The sequence below is a fragment of the Bradyrhizobium sp. Kon69 genome (genome assembly GCF_055807515.1).
Genome location: NZ_JBVVOS010000010.1, coordinates 202,872 through 216,687 on the forward strand (window position 1 = coordinate 202,872; position 13,816 = coordinate 216,687).

General features: G+C 65.9%; 13 protein-coding genes. 7 read left to right on the forward strand and 6 right to left on the reverse strand.

Features of this window, described 5'->3' with window-relative positions; all coding sequences use genetic code 11:
* The 6 genes from AC0L3U_RS15905 (at position 1) to AC0L3U_RS15930 (ending at position 6,527) form a co-directional block, all read left to right on the forward strand.
* Positions 1-1,956: an ABC transporter ATP-binding protein/permease gene (locus AC0L3U_RS15905; protein WP_473362344.1), complete on the forward strand. Its 1,956-nt coding sequence runs from the start codon at positions 1-3 to the stop codon at positions 1,954-1,956.
* 162 nt (positions 1,957-2,118) lie between these two features.
* Positions 2,119-2,943, forward strand: a complete 825-nt coding sequence (locus AC0L3U_RS15910; protein WP_473348880.1) for an FkbM family methyltransferase — start codon at positions 2,119-2,121, stop codon at positions 2,941-2,943.
* 21 nt (positions 2,944-2,964) lie between these two features.
* Complete coding sequence (locus AC0L3U_RS15915; RefSeq protein WP_027514944.1) at positions 2,965-3,351, forward strand: VOC family protein; 387 nt, start codon at positions 2,965-2,967, stop codon at positions 3,349-3,351.
* Between the two features lie 72 nt (positions 3,352-3,423).
* Entirely contained in the window at positions 3,424-3,909 is a 486-nt protein-coding gene (locus AC0L3U_RS15920; protein ID WP_456766839.1) for a pyridoxamine 5'-phosphate oxidase family protein, read from the forward strand.
* Positions 3,909-4,151, forward strand: a complete 243-nt coding sequence (locus AC0L3U_RS15925) for a hypothetical protein (RefSeq protein WP_456766840.1) — start codon at positions 3,909-3,911, stop codon at positions 4,149-4,151. The genes AC0L3U_RS15920 and AC0L3U_RS15925 overlap by 1 nt, the downstream gene beginning before the upstream one ends.
* Before the next feature lie 186 nt (positions 4,152-4,337).
* Positions 4,338-6,527: an OmpA family protein gene (locus AC0L3U_RS15930; protein WP_473362345.1), complete on the forward strand. Its 2,190-nt coding sequence runs from the start codon at positions 4,338-4,340 to the stop codon at positions 6,525-6,527.
* 161 nt (positions 6,528-6,688) lie between these two features.
* On the opposite strand, the gene argG is transcribed toward AC0L3U_RS15930, so the two are convergent.
* The 6 genes from argG to AC0L3U_RS15960 all read right to left on the reverse strand — a co-directional run bounded on the left by argG (position 6,689) and on the right by AC0L3U_RS15960 (position 12,581).
* The gene (gene argG, locus AC0L3U_RS15935) at positions 6,689-8,026 is read right to left on the reverse strand and encodes an argininosuccinate synthase (RefSeq protein WP_473362346.1); all 1,338 of its coding nucleotides are present in this window, start codon (positions 8,024-8,026) and stop codon (positions 6,689-6,691) included.
* Positions 8,027-8,119: 93 nt separating this feature from the next.
* Positions 8,120-8,896, reverse strand: coding sequence for a phosphatase PAP2 family protein (locus AC0L3U_RS15940; RefSeq protein ID WP_473362347.1), 777 nt, complete (start codon positions 8,894-8,896; stop codon positions 8,120-8,122).
* A 56-nt stretch (positions 8,897-8,952) separates the two neighbouring features.
* Positions 8,953-9,447: a hypothetical protein gene (locus AC0L3U_RS15945; RefSeq protein ID WP_473362377.1), complete on the reverse strand. Its 495-nt coding sequence runs from the start codon at positions 9,445-9,447 to the stop codon at positions 8,953-8,955.
* Positions 9,448-9,570: 123 nt separating this feature from the next.
* Positions 9,571-10,773 (reverse strand): dual-specificity RNA methyltransferase RlmN, encoded by a 1,203-nt coding sequence (rlmN, locus tag AC0L3U_RS15950; protein ID WP_473362348.1) that lies wholly within the window; start codon positions 10,771-10,773, stop codon positions 9,571-9,573.
* A gap of 189 nt (positions 10,774-10,962) precedes the next feature.
* Positions 10,963-11,625 (reverse strand): invasion associated locus B family protein, encoded by a 663-nt coding sequence (locus AC0L3U_RS15955; protein ID WP_473362349.1) that lies wholly within the window; start codon positions 11,623-11,625, stop codon positions 10,963-10,965.
* 98 nt (positions 11,626-11,723) lie between these two features.
* Positions 11,724-12,581: an SDR family oxidoreductase gene (locus AC0L3U_RS15960; RefSeq protein ID WP_473362350.1), complete on the reverse strand. Its 858-nt coding sequence runs from the start codon at positions 12,579-12,581 to the stop codon at positions 11,724-11,726.
* A 230-nt stretch (positions 12,582-12,811) separates the two neighbouring features.
* Between AC0L3U_RS15960 and AC0L3U_RS15965 the strand changes: the two genes are divergently transcribed.
* On the forward strand, positions 12,812-13,786 hold the full coding sequence (locus AC0L3U_RS15965) for an NADPH:quinone oxidoreductase family protein (RefSeq protein WP_473362351.1): 975 nt from the start codon (positions 12,812-12,814) through the stop codon (positions 13,784-13,786).
* The last annotated feature ends 30 nt before the right edge of the window (positions 13,787-13,816 follow it).

The following is a 13,816-nucleotide window of genomic DNA, read 5'->3' on the forward strand; positions in this document are numbered from 1 at the left end:
ATGCAAAAGCCGGCCGGAAAGCGCGAATCGGGCAAGAAGCCGCCCATTGTCGAAATCGTCGGCGAGACCGGCGAGGAAGTGGCTCCGCCGCCGCCCGAGCTCGTCGAGCCCGACCCGGCGCTGTCGCCCGAAGAGGCCGAGCAGGCCCGCAAGGACTATCTCCTCACCCGCTTCTGGATCAGCGCGCGCGGCTTCTGGGGCCGCAACGGCGACCGGCTGGCATGGCTCTACTCCATCGGCCTCGGCGTGCTGATCGTCCTGACCGTCGGTTTCCAATACGGCATCAATGTCTGGAATCGGGCGATCTTCGACGCGATCGAGAAGCGCGAGGCGTCCACCGTCTTCCATCTCACCGCGGTGTTCTTTCCGCTCGCGATCGGCAGCATCGTGCTCGGCGTGGCACAAGTGTTCGCGCGCATGGGCATCCAGCGGCGCTGGCGAGCCTGGCTGACGGCCAGCGTGCTGACGCGCTGGCTCGGCAACGGCCGCTATTACCAGCTCAATCTCGTCAGCGGCGACCACAAGAATCCGGAATACCGGATCGCGGAGGATCTGCGCGTCGCGACCGATTCGCCGGTAGATTTTCTGGCCGGTGTGACGTCCGCGCTGCTGTCGGCCGCGACCTTCATCGTCGTGCTCTGGACCATCGGCGGCGCGCTCACCGTCACCCTTGCAGGATCGTCGGTGACCATTCCCGGCTTCCTGGTGATCGCCGCGATGCTTTATGCGGGACTCGCATCGGGCTCGATCCTGGTGATTGGCCGCCAATTCGTGCAGGTCTCCGAGGACAAGAACCAGGCCGAGGCCGATTTCCGCTACACGCTGACGCGCGTGCGCGAGAACGGCGAGAGCATCGCGCTGCTCGGCGGCGAGGAGGAGGAGCGCGACGGCATCGACCGCAATTTCACCAACGTGCTGCGGCAATGGGCGCGGCTCGCGGGTCAGCACATGCGCACCACGCTGGTGTCGCAGGGGTCGAGCCTCGTTGCGCCGGTCGTGCCGCTGCTGCTCTGTGCGCCAAAATTCCTCGACGGCAGCATGACGCTGGGGCAGGTGATGCAGGCGGCTTCCGCCTTCACCATCGTGCAGAGCGCGTTCGGCTGGCTGGTCGACAATTATCCGCGGCTTGCCGACTGGAATGCCTGCGCGCGCCGCATCGCCTCGCTGATGATGTCGCTCGACGGCCTCGAGCGCGCCGAGCAGGGCGACGGAATCGGCCGCATCAAGCGCGGCGAGACCAGCAACGACGCCATGCTGGAGATGAAGGATCTTTCCGTCACGCTCGATGACGGCACCGCCGTGGTCGGCGAGACCGAGGTGGTGATCGAGCGTGGCGAGCGGCTGCTGGTCGCCGGCGAATCCGGCACCGGCAAGAGCACGCTGGTGCGCGCCATCGCCGGGCTCTGGCCGTGGGGTGGCGGCAGCGTCAATTTCCATCCCGACCGGCGGCTCTTCATGCTGCCACAGCGACCATACGTGCCGTCCGGCTCCTTGCGCCGCGCGGTCGCCTATCCCGGCGCGGAAGATGACTGGACCGTCGAGGAGATCGGCGAGGCCCTGCACAAGGTCGGTCTCGACCATCTCAAGGAGAAGATCGAGGAAGAAGCACCGTGGGACCAGACGCTGTCCGGCGGGGAGAAGCAGCGCCTCGCCTTCGCGCGGCTCTTGCTGCACAACCCTGACATCGTCGTGCTCGACGAGGCGACCTCGGCGCTCGACGAGAAGAGCCAGGACAAGATGATGAAGATGATTACCGACGAGCTGCCGAAGGCCACCATCGTCAGCGTCGCGCATCGCGTCGAGCTGGAAGCCTTCCACAGCCGCAAGATCGTGCTGGAGCGCCGCAAGGGCGGCGCAAAACTCGTCAGCGACATCGAGCTGATCCCGCGCAAAGGCAAGCGCAAGCTGCTCGGCCGCTTCCTGCGCCAGCGCAAGGCGCCGAAAAAGGCGGCGTGACCTGTAGCCCGGATGGAGCGCAGCGCAATCCGGGAAAGTCTGTCCGCGCGGCAAGACCCCCGGATTACGCTGCGCTCCATCCGGCTACCGAACCTCTCGTGAACGATTGGAGTCCCCGGAAAAACCGGCTATGCATGCGCCGCTTGCAATGAGGACCGCCGCTTGACGACCGACAATGCCCCTTCGTCCGCGCCGTTCGGCGCGTTTGCGCCGAACGCGGCGCAGGCCGCCATCATTCGCCTCGCGACACAGTCGCGGCTGAAGCGTGGAGCGTTCCGGCCGTGGCTGTCGCGATTGGTGAACCTGCTGCGCGGTGGCCCCCTCGACGTGCAGTACCAGGGCGCATCGTTCCGCTTCTATCACCAGGGCAGCGCGACCGAGCGCGGCGCGCTGTTCAATCCCGATTACAATCTCGACGAGCTCGACTTCCTGCGCCAGCACACCCCGGCGGGCGGCGTGTTCGTCGACGTCGGCGCCAATGTCGGCACCTTTGCACTGGTGATGGCGCGACAGGTCGGGCCATCGGGAAAAGTGGTCGCAATCGAGCCGCATCCGATGACGTTTGGACGGCTGTCGTTCAACCGGGCCGCGTCGCAAGCGACGCAGGTGCGCCTGGTGCAGGCGGCCGCCGGCGACAGCGACGGCGAGCTCATGATCGAGAGCGGGGGCGGCAATCTCGGCGCTACGCATGTCGTCACCGGCACGGCCAGCGCGGAGGCGATCAAAGTGCCCTCGCTGCGGTTGACGCGCATTCTCGACGAAGCCGGCGTCACCAATGTGGACGCGTTGAAGATCGACGTCGAGGGCTTCGAGGATCGCGTGCTGATCGGCTTCTTCCGCGACGCGCCGCAATCGCTGTGGCCGCGCGCGGTGGTGATCGAGCATTTGTCACAAAAGGATTGGCGGGAAGATTGTATCGCCGACATGGTCGCGCGCGGCTTTGTGGTTGCGCGCAAGACGCGGAGCAATACGTTCCTGTCGCGTTGACGACGAACGACGGAGGTTACGATGATCGACCATATGGGCTTCCCGGTCTCCGACTATGAGCGCGCCAAGGCGTTCTATGCCAAGGCATTGGCCCCGCTCGGCTACGGCCTGATCATGGAGGTCACGCAGGAGCAGACCGGACACGATCCAGCCGCCGGCTTCGGCGCCGATGGCAAGCCGGATTTCTGGATCGGCGGCGAGGGCGCGCTGAACAAGCCGGTGCATGTCGCGATCCTGGCAAAGGACCGCGCCGCTGTGGATGCGTTTTACAAGGCGGCGATTGCGGCGGGCGGGCGCGACAACGGGCCGCCGGGCATTCGGGCGCATTACCATCCGACCTATTACGGCGCCTTCGTGCTCGACCCCGACGGACACAACATCGAGGCGGTTTGCCACGCGCCGGAATAGATAAGTTCCATCCCTCGGCCGGAACCTCGTTCCGCGCGCGCCGTTGTCGTCCCTTGCAAGAAGGAGCACGACATGGCCAACGACAATGCCCGCGATATCGATCGCGTATGGGATCTGATGAAGACGATCGGATTCGCGATGCTGGTGACGCGCGATGGCGACAAGCTCCGCGCGCGGCCGATGAGCGCATATCTCGATCGCAACGCGGACACGATATATTTCCTCACCGACGCGCGGCGTCACAAGGACGAGGAGATCGCGCGCAATCCGTCCATCAACCTGTCGTTCGCGGATGCGGGCAGCCAGAAATACGTGTCGCTGACGGGCACCGCTGTCGTTTCCAATGACCGCGCGAAGATCAAGGAGCTGTTCTCGACGCCGGCCAAGGCGTGGTGGGACTCTGCGGAAGATCCCAACATCCGCGTGCTCAAGGTCACGCCCGACGATGCCGAGTTCTGGGACTCGCCCGGCACCGTGATCTCCTATGTGAAGATGGCGGCCGCGGCAGTGACGAACACGCGGCCCGATCTCGGCGACAACCGCAAGGTCTCAATGTAATGCCGATCGAGCCGCCCGAGATTCCGCCGTCGACGCCGGGCACACCTACCGAGCCACCGCCGGGGATTCCGCCGGGCAATCCGCAGCCTGAAATCGCGCCGCCGGTGCGCGAGCCCGGCTCGCCAGCGCCGCCCGACGAATTACCGGGCCGCATGCCCGAAGAGATTCCATCACGCGGACCGAACGGACCGCTCACGCCGAATCCCGCGACGGACGCAAGTCCGCCGCGGGATCTCGCATGAGGCGACGCATCACATCCAAGGCAATTGCAACCTGCGTCTGAATGCGCAATGAACGTCACCATAGTGAGGTGATTTGCGTGCAGAAATAAATCGGGCCGCGTGCGCTTCGTCCGCCACAATCCGGCCTAACGCGTAGCTGTTCATCCCAACACTTCGTCAAAGAACCTTCCGGGGAAGTTCACCATCATGACTAATCTTCGTTTCGTGCTGCTTGCCACCACGGCTCTGACCGCGATGCAATTCGCAAGCTCCGCATCGCATGCGCAAGGCGCGCCGCCGCTCGTCGTCGCGCAGGCGCAGCCACAAGAGACCGGCCCTGACGGAAAACCGAAGCAGCCGCCGAAGGGACCGCCAGCGGCCGCGCCGCCTGCGGCGCCCGCGCGCCCGGCCGCACCGCCGCCCGCAGCTGCACCGCCCCATCCGCCCGCGGCACCTCCGCCGGCTGCCGCACCGCCGCGCCCCGCAGCTCCGCCGCCGCCTCCGCCGCCACCTGCGGCCCGTCCGGCACCGCCCCCGCCACCGCCTGCGGCCCCGAAGCCGCCGTCGCCGCCCCCGGCTGCGGCTCCGCAACAGCATGCGCCGCCTCCTGCACCGCCCGCGGCACGCCCGGCTCCCACGCCCCCGGCACCGCCGCCCGCCGCGGCACCGCAGCAGCACGCACCCACACCTCCGCCTCAGACGCCGCCCGCGGCTCGTCCGGCTCCCACACCGCCCGCCGCCGCTCCGCAGCAGCACGCACCGACACCTCCGCCGCCTCCTGCGGCCGGTCCTTCGGGACGGCCTGCGCCTGCACCGACAGCAACGCCTCCGGCATCTGCTGCTCCCGCAGCGCGCCCGGCAACGCCTGCTGCCCCGACCGCCACGCCTGCTCCGACAGCAACACCTGCGCCGACCGCAACGCCGGCTCCGGGCAGCACACCAGGCACGCCGCCGACTGGACGCCCCGGTGCGCCGCCCCCCGGCGGACGTCCTGGCGCACCCCCGGCTGCAGGATCAGCGACACCTGCTCCGGGCGCCACGCCCGCGCCGACGACCACCCCGACCCCCGGTGGCGCTCCGACGCCCCCGCCCGGACGTCCCGGTGCGGGACCCACGCCCGCTCCTGGCGCGACCCCGGCTCCAGCCGCGACGCCAACCCCAGGCCAGCAGGGAGGAACGCCTCCTGCTGGCGCGCCCGCTGCCGGAACTCCGCCGACCCAGCCGCAGGCAGGCGCCCCGCCCCGGCCGCCGGCTCCCCCCGCCGGCGCCGCGGCACCGAGCACCGTCTCGGGCTCCGCGGCCGCAACGCCTCCGCCCAACAGGGCGCAATACGCGCCGCCGACGGTTGCACCGGCTTTCCGAACCGCGCCGAGGATCGCAGCACCGCTGCCGCCAGCACCGCGTCCGCCGCAGCGTGACCTCACGCCGCTCGCGATCGGTGCAGGCGTGGTGGCCGGCGCCGTGATCGGAGCCACCATCGCCGACCTCCACAATCAGCGGCGCGAATCTGTCGAAGGCGGTCGCACCGTCTACACCGAGCCGGACCGCATCATCATCCGCGATCCCGGCGGGCAGGCCTACGTCCGCGGCAACGATCTCTATCGCTTCCGCTATGGCGCCCGCGACATCCGCACCGAGACTGTCGGCGCGGATACCCGCACCGTGGTGATCCGTCCCGACGGCAGCGAGATCATCACGACGGTCGGTCCGGACGGTCGATTGCTGCGACGCATCCGCAGGGATCCCCGCGGGCGCGAGCTCATCATCATCGACAACAGCTACCGCGATCCGCAGTCGGTCGGCGGCTTCTATGTCGACGCGCCGCCGCCGGTCGTGAACATTCCCTACGACCGCTATATCGTCGACGCCCAGGAGGCGTCGCCGGACGTGATCTACCAGACCATGCAGGCACCGCCGGTGCAGCGGATCGATCGACGTTATACGCTCGACGAAATCCGCTACAGCCCCAATGTTCGCATGCAGATGCCGAGCGTCGACGTCAACTCGATCACCTTCGAGACGGGTTCGTGGACGATCCCCCAGGATCAGGCGGCCAAGCTGCAAGTGATCGCCGACGGTCTCAATCAGGCGATCCAAGCCAACCCGCGCGCGGTGTTCCTGATCGAGGGACACACTGACGCGGTCGGCAACGACGTCGACAATTTGTCATTGTCGGACCGTCGTGCGCAGTCCGCAGCCGAATTGCTGACCCAGCAATTCGGCGTGCCGTCCGAGAACCTGACGTCGCAGGGCTATGGCGAGCAGTATCTCAAGGAGCAGACGCAAGGACCGAGCGCGATCAACCGGCGCGTCACCGTCCGCAACATCACGCCGCTGCTCAACGGCGGCCAGGCCTCGCTGCCGCCGCCCCCGCCCGGCACCGCGCCGCCGCGCTAAGGCGAAGCACAAAATGAATGGCCGGGAGCAATCCCGGCCATTTTTGTTTCTGTCATTGCGAGGAGCGAAGCGACGAAGCAATCCAGACTATCGCTGCGGGAAGACTCTGGATTGCTTCGCTTCGCTCGCAATGACGAATGAGGCAGCAATCCCCGAGCGCGTCAGCCCTTGTCGTTCTCGAGCTTGAAGATCTGCGAGCCTTCACTGCCCGACAACAGGCCCGTGTCGCTGTAGAGCTTCAGCTTGGCGCGGGTGTCGTTGATGTCGAGGTTGCGCATGGTGAGCTGACCGATGCGATCGGCCGGCGTGAACGCCGCGTCCTCGACCTTCTCCATGCTGAGCCGCTCCGGCGCATAGGTGAGGTTCGGGCTTTCCGTGTTGAGGATCGAGTAGTCGTTGCCACGGCGCAGCTCCAGCGCCACCTCGCCGGTGACGGCGCGGGCGACCCAGCGCTGCGCGGTCTCACGCAACATCAGAGCCTGTGAATCGAACCAGCGGCCCTGATAGAGCAGGCGTCCGAGGCGCATGCCGCTGATGCGGTACTGCTCGATGGTGTCCTCGTTGTGGATGCCGGTGACGAGGCGCTCATAGGCGATGTGCAGCAGCGCCATGCCGGGCGCTTCATAGATGCCGCGGCTCTTGGCTTCGATGATGCGGTTCTCGATCTGGTCGCTCATGCCGAGGCCGTGACGGCCGCCGATCGCGTTGGCTTCGAGGAACAGCGCGACGGGATCGCTGAAGGTCTGGCCGTTCAGCGCCACCGGCTGACCTTCCTCGAAACGCACCACGACCTTCTCGGCCTTGACGCTGCAGTCGTCACGCCAGAACGGCACGCCCATGATCGGGTTGACGATCTTGATGCCGCTGTCGAGGCTCTCGAGATCCTTGGCCTCGTGCGTGGCGCCGAGCAGATTGCTGTCGGTCGAATAGGCCTTCTCGGCGCTCATCTTGTAGGCAAAACCCTGGGCGGTCATGAACGCCGACATCTCGGCGCGGCCGCCGAGCTCGTCGATGAACTGCTGATCGAGCCAGGGCTTGTAGATGCGCAGGCCCGGATTGGTCAGCAGGCCGTAGCGATAGAAGCGCTCGATGTCGTTGCCCTTGAAGGTCGAGCCGTCGCCCCAGATGTTGACGCCGTCCTCCTTCATCGCCGCGACCAGCATCGTGCCGGTGACGGCGCGCCCCAATGGCGTGGTGTTGAAATAGGTGATGCCGCCGGTCGAGATATGGAAGGCGCCGGACTGGATCGCGGCGATACCTTCATGGACGAGCTGCGTGCGGCAATCGACCAGCAGCGCTTTCTCCGCGCCGAACTCCATCGCCTTGCGCGGAATCTCGTTGTAATCGGATTCGTCGGGCTGGCCGAGATTGGCGGTATAGGCGTAGCAGCGGGCGCCCTTCTGCTTCATCCAGAGCAGCGCGGCGCTGGTGTCGAGACCGCCCGAAAACGCGATGCCGACTTTCTCGCCCTTGGGCAGGCTTTTCAGGATCGTGGTCATGGGGCTTCCAATCGGTCTCGAAGGGCGGATGTCGTTTCACGGGTTGACCGCGCGAATATCAAATTTCGCGGGGCTCGGCACCCCTTTAATGGCTCAAACTGAGGACTCGGCACTCGACTTGCTGCCGAACAGGCGCTGGCGCAGCCGGTAGGCGGGCATGTTCAGCCGGGTCAGGGCGGCATCGACCGCCTCGTCCGAAAACCGGGTCCGCGGCCAGCGGTAGATCAGCGCGTAGGCAAACCAGATCACGACGAAGGTGACGAGGCCGGCGATCGAGACATCGGTGAAGAAGTGGCCGCCAAAGGCCATCCGCAGGCCGCTGGTCACGAGGCCGAACACCACGGCTCCGGCATAAGCGAGCGGCCGCCACGGCGGCGGCGCCAGTGCGGCGGGCGCCAGCGTCCAGAATGCGGTCGCGCCCTCGCCCGAGAAGAACGAGCAGTTGCGCGCACAGCCGCCGCGCGGATCCCACCACGGCACGAACTGCTGATCGCCGGCAAACTGCGTCACCACCACCGGACGCGGCCGGCCCCAATAGGACTTGAAGGCGAGATTGGTAAGGATGCCGGCTGATAGGATGATCGTGACCAGCAGGAAGACGATCGCGCGCCCGGATACCATCAGCGGGCGGTCGGGCCGGACCATCTTGACCACGAGCGCGACCAGCGCAGGCAGCACGAACGCCCAGGCGACCCACATCGCGGCATCGCGCGCGATGCCGGCCCAATCGTTCAGCTTGAGCGGAAACGACTTCGTCGCGGGGTCGAAGAACAGCGCGGCGAGCTTGAGATCAAGCTCGGGATAGAGGCCGAAAACGACGCCGATCACGAGCCACAGCGCCAGGGCGATGAAGAGTCCAGTCCGGTTCATGGCGCGCGGTTTAGCCGAGTGAGAAGGGGATGAAAACCCCGGGACAAGTCAGAAACTCACCGCGCATCCGGTCTTGAATTCGACGGCAGCGGCGGAGGCGGCTGGCGCGGCAGCGGCGGATTGCGCCAGGCGCCGGCGTTGCGGCCGGCGATCAGCCAGTAGACGACACCGGCGACGATGCCGGCGCCGGTCATGATCTCGAGATGGCGGCGCACGATGCCTTCGAACTGCAAGGTGTCGGAGTGAAAGGGAACGAGCCCGAGATAGCAGGCGAGCCCCACGACGCCGCCGCCTACGGCATAGGCAAGCGCGCTACGGATGTAGAGCGCCTCGGTGATCGCGACGATCACCGCCGCCGGCACCAGCGCAAAGCCGGAGACGAAGATGAAGCCGAACCCGAGCACGATATCGATCGTGCCCTGATCGACGGGACCTGCGCCGAGGTCGGCGAACTCCGGAAACAACAGCGCGACGACGACGATCATGCCGCCGATGAAGCAGGCGGCGAGAAAGCCGATGAAGATGACGATGAGGCGGCCGATCAGGGACATCACACCACCCTCGCCGTCATTGCGAGCGTAGCGAAGCAATCCAGTCTGCCTCTGCGGAAAGACTCTGGATTGCTTCGCTGCGCTCGCAATGACGAGGATGCGAGAGCATTTGCGCGCATCAACTCAATCCGTCATCGCCATGGCGCGTAGCGTCTGGCGTTCACGGGCCGAGAGCTTTTCCGTCTCCGACTTGAGCTGGCCACAGGCGGCGAGGATGTCGCGGCCGCGCGGGGTGCGCACCGGCGAGGAATAGCCGGCGTTGAAGACGTACTCCGAGAATTTCTCGATCTGGTCCCAGTCCGAGCACTCATAGGCGGTGCCGGGCCAGGGGTTGAACGGGATCAGATTGATCTTGGCGTGAATGCCCTTGAGCATCTTCACCAGCAGCTTGGCGTCGTCGAGCGAATCGTTGACGCCCTTGAGCATCACGTATTCGAAGGTGATGCGGCGCGCGTTCGAGGCGCCGGGATAATCACGGCAGGCCTGCAGCAATTCCTTGATCGGATATTTGCGGTTGAGCGGCACCAGCTCGTTGCGCAGCTCGTCGCGCACCGCATGCAGCGAGATCGCGAGCATCACGCCAATTTCCTCGCCCGCGCGCACGATGTTCGGCACCACGCCCGAAGTCGACAGCGTGATGCGGCGGCGGGAGATGCCGATGCCTTCGTTGTCGCCGACGATGAGCAGCGCATCGCGCACCGCATCGAAATTGTAGAGCGGCTCGCCCATGCCCATCATCACGATGTTGGTGACGCGACGCGTACCGTCTTCGCGATCGGCCCAGTCGTTCAGACGATCCCGCGCGACCATCACCTGTCCGACGATCTCGCCGGCGGTGAGGTTGCGCACCAGGCGCTGCGTGCCGGTGTGACAGAACGAGCAGTTCAGCGTGCAGCCGACCTGCGAGGAGACACACAGCGTGCCGCGATCGGTTTCCGGGATGTAGACGCACTCGACTTCATGCGCCCGCTCGACATTGTCGCCGCTCGGCAGCCGCAGCAGCCATTTGCGTGTGCCGTCGTTGGAGATCTGCTCGGCCACGACTTCGGGCCGGTCGACGGTGAAATGTTGCGCGAGCTCGGCGCGAATGCCCTTCGAGACCGACGTCATCTCTTCGAAATTCTGGACGCCACGGAAATACATCCAGTGCCACAGCTGCTGCACACGCATCTTGCGCTGCGCCGGTGCAACGCCGATCTCGCCGAGGCGATCGGCGAGCTCGGTGCGCGACAGGCCGATCAGCGACGGCCTCGCCGGCGGCACATAGGTTTCGAGCGGAGTCTTCTCCACCAGCGTTGCGTTGTGCGGCTCGATCATCGGTTGCATGGAATGGCCTGATCAGGTGGTCGTTCCGGGATGGTCCGAAGGACCGGACCCGGAACCGCGAGATTCTCAGGTGCGCAATTGCGCACCATAGTTCGATGCTCCGCATCACCCCGGAATGACAGGAGAAAATCTGGAACGCGCCCTATATAGCAACCGGAACCGCCGATTGCGACCTTATCGACCGCAGCCTTAACGCCTGCAATCCTGGGAGATCCGGTCAAGCGCCTGGGCGAGGCCCTTCAGCGAAAAGGTGTCGGTCGTCTCGGTCCCCTTGGACGAGATGCCCTTGACCACGAGATCGGCGGATTTGCGCATGGCCTCGACCATCCGCTCTTCCTCGGCCGCGTTCTTGATCCAGAGACCGTCGCCCTGCGAGTACATGGCGAACGCGGCGCCGCCGACCTCGACCGAGGATTCAGAGCCCGGCTTCAGCGCGTAGCCGATCATGACCGAGACTTCGTTGTTGACCTTCTCCGCCGGGCGGGTGGAGACGAAGGCATAGGCAGGATCGCGCGGCCGATTCGGCGGGTTGGTCTTCGACGACGACGGCTTGGCCAGCGCGAAGCAGACCTTTTTGCCATTGGGCGCAGCCGAATAGGCGCCCCAGGTGCCGAACTGACCGATCAGGGTCGGCTCGGCGCCGCCCGCAACCGCCGCGTGCGGGGCCGCCGGTTTGCTCTCGGGCTTGGCAACCGTCTTTCCAGTGGTATTGGCCACCGGCGCAGCCGGTTTCGGGGCAGCCTCTTTCGGTGCAGCCTTGGGCGCAGGTTGCGCCGTCTGCGCCCGCGCGGAATCGATGATCCCACAGGCCGCCACGCCCGTCATCAAAGCTAAAATCAGCACCCGCCACATGCTGGAGTGGTTCCCTCAATATTGTGACTGGAAGATGGCCCGGTCGCGCATTGTCCCCGCGGCAGGGATAGCCGGGAAAGTCCAATTTGGGAAGGCAGTTAGCGAAGCTCGCGGCGACTAGGCCCTGGATCGCGCGCACGCTGCTCCGCCCATTGCGCGTCGGTCCAGCGCAACAAATCCTCGGCGCCGGAGCTGCGCAAATGCGCGCCACCGTCGATCACCACCATCTCGCCGTTGATGTAGCCGGCACGATCGGAGACCAGAAAGCTGGCGAGGTCGGCAAGCTCGCCGTGCTCGCCGGCGCGTCCCATCGGGTTGCGCGCGGCCCATCCTTCGTCGCGACCCTCGGGGCGGAGCTGGCCCGAGGCGCCGGCGGTCGGGAACGGTCCCGGCGCGATCGCGACGGTGCGGATGCCCTTCGGGCCCCATTCCACGGCGAGACTTTTGGTCATCGCCAGCACCGCCGACTTCGCCATCGCCGACGGCACGGTGAAGGCGCGGCCGGTGATGGTCGAGGTCGAGAGGATCGAGAGCACGACACCGCCATGCTTGCCGTCGATCCAGCGCTTGCCGGCGGCAAGCGTGCAATACATCGCACCATGCAGCGTCGGCGCGAGGATCGCATCCGCGGCGCGGAATGAGAGATGCTCACTCTGCGCGATGAAAGTCGCAGCCGCGTTGTTGACGAGAATATCGAGCGGCGCCTCGCGCCAGATGGCGCCCATCATCCCATCGACGGCGGCGCCGTCGCGGATATCACAGGCGATCGTCGTGACCTTGCCGCGGGTCTCTTCGCGCATCTCGCTCGCCGCCGCCTCGAGCCGATCGAGCTTGCGGCCGCAGATCACGAGCTCGGCACCGAGCGTGAGGAAGCGACGCCCCATCGCGGCGCCAAGGCCCGAACCGCCGCCGGTGACGAGGATGCGCTTGTCCTTGAGCAGGCCTGTTTCAAACATGGTTTGAACCCTCCCTTTTCTTCTTCCGTCATTGCGAGCGAAGCGAAGCAATCCAGGCTATTTCCGCGGCACGGATTCTGGATTGCTTCGCTGCGCTCGCAATGACGAGGATAGGGCCGAATGCAATTTCAGACAAAGAAACCGGATTGTGGGACCGCGCCAAATCCGGCAGAACCAGCCCAACTATAATTCTGCCTCGAAACGCCAAGTGCTCTCAAGAAGGTGCCGCCATGAAAGCCATCCTCTGCTCGCAATATTGCCAGCCCGACGATCTCGTTCTGGCCGATTTGCCGGATCCGGTGGCCGGTCCCGGCGAAGCCGTGATCGCGATCAAGGCTGCGGCCCTGAACTTCTTCGATATCCTGATGATCCAGGGCAAGTACCAGATCAAGCCGCCGTTCCCGTTCTCGCCGGCCGCCGAAGTGGCGGGCATGATCGAGAGCATCGGCCCCGGCGTGACCGATCTGAAGGTCGGCGATCGCGTCGTCGCCTCCTGCGGCCACAATGGCGCGCGCGAAAAGATCGCATTGCCGGCGGCATCGATCGTGAAGATCCCCGACAATCTCGATTATGACCGCGCGGCCGGCATCATCATCATTTACGGCACCGCGCTGCATGCGCTGGAAGATCGCGCGAACCCGAAGCCGGGCGAGACGCTCGCGGTGCTCGGCGCCGCCGGCGGCACAGGCCTTGCGGCTTGCGAGCTCGGCAAGCTGATGGGCCTGAAGGTGATCGCCTGCGCCTCGTCGGACGAGAAGCTAGAATTCGCTAAGGCGCACGGTGCAGAACTCACGCTCAATTACGGCAAGGAAGATTTGAAGGAAGGCTTGCGAAAGCTCACCGGCGGCAAGGGCGTCGACATCATCTTCGATCCCGTGGGCGGCACCTATGCCGAGCAGGCCCTGCGCTCGATCGCTTGGGAAGGCCGCTTCCTCGTGATCGGCTTTGCCGCCGGCGACATTCCGAAGATGCCGCTGAACCTCGCACTGCTGAAGGGCTGCGACATCCGCGGCGTGTTCTGGGGCGCCTGGACCCGCCTCAACCCGGAAAAGAACCGCGCCAATCTCGAGAAGCTCGTGAAGTGGACAGCGGAGGGGAAGATCTCCTCGCATGTCGATCGCGTCTTCCCGCTGGCACAGACGGCGGATGCGCTGAAGGTGCTGGCGGGGCGTCAGGCCATGGGCAAGGTGATTTTGCGTCCGTGAGGGAAGGGTAGCGAAGACTCTCTCCCCGAG